This window comes from Thiogranum sp. (assembly GCF_058323355.1).
The window spans coordinates 1-4,138 of sequence record NZ_JBTTIO010000030.1; the positions used below are offsets into that span (position 1 = coordinate 1).

Below are 4,138 nucleotides of genomic sequence, written 5' to 3' on the forward strand. Positions count from 1 at the left end.
GTTCACGCGGTTCTTTAGCGGCCACCTGAAAGGCCAGCGGGACAACGGAATCGAACTTGAAGATATCAGCAATATCGTAAACGAACGACAATGGCTTGCCTGTGTGGATAAATCCAACCGCGGGCGCATAGCCGGCTGCCAGTACCGCCGCCTCGGTAATACCGTACAGGCAGGCAGTCGCTGAAGAAACGCAGCGATTGGGGATATCACCCGAGCCCCAGGCTTCCGGGTTGTAGTCACGCCGTTTCCAGTCAACGCCATGCCGGTTTGCCAGCGCCTGGTAGATTTTTCGCACGCGCACGCCTTCAATTCCACGCAGCTGTTCCACGCTACGTCGTTCGGGTGGCTTCTCACCAAAACGCAGCTCATACATTTTACGCACAACGCGCAAGCGGGCTTTTTCATCCAGTGCGAGTTTTGCCTGGTACAGGAGACGATCGGAACGGGCGCCACCGGGCTGGCCGGAAGCGTACAGGCGAACCCCTGCCTCGCCGACCCACACCAGAAGGGTACCAACGCGGGCCGCCAGGGCGGCAGCGCGATGAGACACGCGCGTCCCGGGCTCCAGCATCAGGCAGGCAATGGAACCGACGGGTATCTGGGTTCTGACACCTGTTTTGTCAACGACGACAAAGGCGCCATCCAGTACATCGATTTGCCCGCGCTCGATGAATAGCATGGAAACGCGTTCTTTCATGGCGATGGGTTTGAGTGGCGGGAGCACAATCAGTCCAGCCACTCGGACAGCGGCAGGATATGCGCATCGCGACCGGCGCGCGCCAGGTATTTCATGTCTGCTGTCACAAAAACACCGGACGTCACACGGGCAAGGGCATGATAGGTTGCATCATAGAATGTGACGCCACTGGTCTGTACCAGCTCGCAGATCACCTCCTGCCAGCGGGTGCTCGGACGCGCCTCGGGCATGGCGAGGTCCGTCAACAGGCGCAGGCGTCGCGCCGCATCCGATGGACATTTGCGTGTGAGCACGTTTCCCACCTCGTAGAACCACAGCGGCGGCAACAGCAAGTCAATCCGCTGCTCTTCAAAGGCACGTCGCAAGGCCAGCGCCTGCGCAAGATTCTGTTCCAGCTCGGCCGGCAGCACCCATTTGAGCAACACGCACGCATCCGTGACGATCAATCTTTCCAATGACTCTCCCTGTCTTCCCGCACCCACTGCTCCGTGCTGCCGGACAGGGGGCGGGTGGATTCACGGAGGGCATCCATGGCCTCCGCCGCTTTTTGCCGGCGTTGTTGCAACAAGTACGCTTTGATGGCGCGGTTGACCAGCCGGCTGCGCTCGCCGCGGGGCAGTGCCTGCATGGCCTGCCAGACCTCATTATCCAGCATGATATTGACGCGGTGTGACATGGTATCCGGCACCTTCTCTGGTTACACACCCAGTATACACACTCAAGTGGGGCGTCGCACCAGTAACAGGCCACAGCCAAAGGCTTTGGCAGGCCCAATACCCTGCGTATTCACGCTTCCCCGGCATATTGAAGGATAGTGGCAATGAGTCCGGACGAGAGGCGGTACCCCCTGGTACACAACTGCTCCAGCAAAGGGGCCACTTCAGGTATCAACCCGCTCTGCCTGGCCTTGATCAGTACGCCTCCCGTACCGATGACGCGCAGCCCCAGGTGACGGGCGGCCCGGCGCGCCAGCCTGTCATCCATGAGTACGGCACATTCCAGCGCAAGCGCAAGAGAAATGGCGGACTGTTCGCCTGTGCCCAGCGAAGATGAAAGGCCTTCCAGGGGCGTGTCGGTTGACGCCTGTGCGACCAGCACGCCCTCGTCCAACGCGGTCTGAATCGTCACCGCGTCAGGCCGGGTGGGAATATACAGGCATTCCTGCAAAACACTGACAGGTACGATAACGCGCCCAAGTAACTCCGGTAGCAGCGGAAGCCGTTCCAGATGCGCAAACGCAATCAACGGCCCCGCATCGGCGACAACAGTCTCAGCCAATCGCTTCCAGTTCCTGTTCCAGTTCTTCCGCCGGGTACTGCACGGTGGGCATACCAACCTTGTCCAGGTAGTCGACGAACTCGGGTATCGAACAACCTGCGAAGCGTGCCGCCTTACCCAGGCTCAGGAGGTTTTCCTGAAAAAATCTTGCCGCCAGAACGAACAGGATGCCGGATGCCACGACCTCTTCGCTAAAGGGTACGGCGACAAATACGGGTTTGCCATGCTTGGTGACAACCGCAAGCTCTCCCGACTCGGCATCGCGGATAAGCTCGCCGGTGCGTTCGCGTAGATCTCTTACTGTGAACGTGTCCATCAGAATCACCCCGTGTTATTTTGTGCCATCAAATGATAGCACAAAATATTATTCTTTCTGTATCCAGCAGAATCACCAATTGCGTCATAAAGTTACCCGCACCAGTTAGTACATACCATCAACGGATGCTCCTGAAACCAGACAATATTTCGCTGCAACATCAATCGTATTATTCAGTTGCGAAACGCCCACCTAACTGACTGGCGCCACCGACAAGAGTCCCAACCCCATCACCTTGCCATGCCCTATTCCGGCCTGTAACTGTAAGTGCCGCTAGAAACCCGCTGATATTTGCCGCTGTTCCGTTCCAAAATGAAAATCACCCCATCCTGAGCGATTCGTTTAGGACAGCCGCTCCTGCCCATGGAGCAATGCCCACTCAAGCGTAATCAGATGACATCTGGCCGGAAAACCGGTACGGAAGGTGTAGCCGAGGAGACAGGCATAGCGCCAGCCTGGATTTGACGGTCAAAAACTGACGCTATGCCCCAAACCGTGCTTTCGCACAGCCTGTTCATGATCTCACCAAGACGGGTCAAACTCCAGCCCTCATCGGCCTTTCATACCGATGAACCCCAGTGCCCGGATGTTTCAATGCGCACGTTGCCACTGCCAGGTCATTATCTGTCGTCACTGCGACCGCGGTAACGTCTATTGCGCCAACGGCTGCGCTGATCTGGCGCGATCTGCCTCGCTGCAACGGGCAGCCAAACGCTACCGCTCAACGCGCCGTGGCCAGCACAGTAATGCGGATCGACAGCGCCGGTTCCGGGTGCGTCAACGAGAAAAAGTAACGCATCAGGGTTCCCCTCCGATTGTCGCCCTTGTTCTACTGCTCTTGGCATTGAACACAGGAGAAAGTCATCACGAATACGGGTGCGATCGCACGGAGACAGCCATTTACTGTCATGTCTGCCACCGTGAGTGCGATCCCTTTCTCAGACATGACTTTTTGCGACCACCGCAACGTGGCAAACAATGCAGATCACCCTGATTGAAGGAGGTAACGATTGGCTATCAGCAAGGCACTCGAGACGAAGATTCTTCGCTATCACTTTGTAGAGCTCTGGGGCCCGCATACCATTGCCACCCAGCTTGGCATTCATCACTCGGCCGTCGATCGCGTGCTGTCTCAGGCGGGCATGCCCAAAGCCGAGCGCGCACGAGCGGTCTCGATCATTGATCCCTACATCCCCTTCATTATCGAAACACTGGAACAGTACCCCACGCTCACAGCCACGCGGCTGTATGCGATGGCACAGCAACGCGGCTACCCGGGTGGGTCCAGCCATTTCCGCTCGCATGTGGCACAACTGCGTCCGCGCAAACCGAGCGAAGCGTATCTTCGACTCCGGACCTTGCCTGGCGAACAGGCGCAAGTCGACTGGGGCCATTTTAATTACGTCCAGGTCGGCCGTGCAGCATCGCTGGCGCGCTATGACCAACTCGACACCGACACCACCCATGATACGGAGCAAGCCGATGACAACACGACCTGATACCGATCCGATCCTGCGCAACGAACTCATGCCACGCGCTGCCGCGCTCAAACTTCACGGTCTGGTGGCCCACTGGGACGCATTACCCGAGGCCGAATGGCCCTGGGTACAACAACTGCTCGAGTGGGAAGAAGTCGAGCGCAGGCGTCGCGGACTCGAACGTCGACTGAGTGCGGCGCACATCGGCCGCTTCAAGCCACTTGCCGACTTCGATTGGAACTGGCCGGATCAGTGTGACAAGGCGGCGGTGTCCGGGTTCATGACGCTGAGCTTTATCAAGGAAACCGCCAACATCATACTGGTCGGCCCGAACGGTGTCGGCAAGTCGATGATTGCGCAGAACATCGC

8 protein-coding genes are annotated in these 4,138 nt (G+C 58.1%); 2 read left to right on the plus strand and 6 right to left on the minus strand.

The features are described 5' to 3' along the window. The 6 genes from cas1e to ACW81B_RS04905 form a co-directional block, all read right to left on the minus strand. On the minus strand, positions 1-724 hold a 724-nt coding region (gene cas1e, locus ACW81B_RS04880), incomplete at its 3' end, for a type I-E CRISPR-associated endonuclease Cas1e (protein ID WP_491579101.1). A gap of 2 nt (positions 725-726) precedes the next feature. Beyond that, a complete protein-coding gene (locus tag ACW81B_RS04885; protein ID WP_491579095.1) occupies positions 727-1,152 on the minus strand; it encodes a type II toxin-antitoxin system VapC family toxin in 426 nt (141 codons plus the stop codon). Then, the gene (locus ACW81B_RS04890; RefSeq protein ID WP_491579096.1) at positions 1,140-1,373 is read right to left on the minus strand and encodes a hypothetical protein; all 234 of its coding nucleotides are present in this window, start codon (positions 1,371-1,373) and stop codon (positions 1,140-1,142) included. The genes ACW81B_RS04885 and ACW81B_RS04890 overlap by 13 nt, the downstream gene beginning before the upstream one ends. A 42-nt stretch (positions 1,374-1,415) precedes the next feature. Continuing rightward, a complete protein-coding gene (locus ACW81B_RS04895; RefSeq protein WP_491579102.1) occupies positions 1,416-1,487 on the minus strand; it encodes a type I-E CRISPR-associated protein Cas6/Cse3/CasE in 72 nt (23 codons plus the stop codon). Beyond that, complete coding sequence (locus tag ACW81B_RS04900; RefSeq protein ID WP_491579097.1) at positions 1,484-1,975, minus strand: PIN domain-containing protein; 492 nt, start codon at positions 1,973-1,975, stop codon at positions 1,484-1,486. Before ACW81B_RS04900 ends, ACW81B_RS04895 begins: the two co-directional genes overlap by 4 nt. Further along, complete coding sequence (locus tag ACW81B_RS04905) at positions 1,968-2,291, minus strand: type II toxin-antitoxin system prevent-host-death family antitoxin (protein WP_491579098.1); 324 nt, start codon at positions 2,289-2,291, stop codon at positions 1,968-1,970. Before ACW81B_RS04905 ends, ACW81B_RS04900 begins: the two co-directional genes overlap by 8 nt. A 1,010-nt stretch (positions 2,292-3,301) precedes the next feature. Here ACW81B_RS04905 and ACW81B_RS04910 point away from each other — a divergent pair. Both ACW81B_RS04910 and ACW81B_RS04915 read left to right on the plus strand, forming a co-directional pair. Beyond that, positions 3,302-3,790, plus strand: a complete 489-nt coding sequence (locus ACW81B_RS04910; RefSeq protein WP_491579099.1) for a hypothetical protein — start codon at positions 3,302-3,304, stop codon at positions 3,788-3,790. Then, positions 3,774-4,138, plus strand: a 365-nt coding sequence (locus ACW81B_RS04915; protein ID WP_491579100.1) for an ATP-binding protein, incomplete at its 3' end; no start/stop codon positions are given. The genes ACW81B_RS04910 and ACW81B_RS04915, both read left to right, overlap by 17 nt.

Coding starts and splice junctions, on each gene's coding strand:
- ACW81B_RS04890 (WP_491579096.1), bottom strand. CDS start 1,373: ATGTCACACCGCGTCAATATCATGCTGGATAATGAGGTCTGGCAGGCC.
- ACW81B_RS04905 (WP_491579098.1), bottom strand. CDS start 2,291: ATGGACACGTTCACAGTAAGAGATCTACGCGAACGCACCGGCGAGCTT.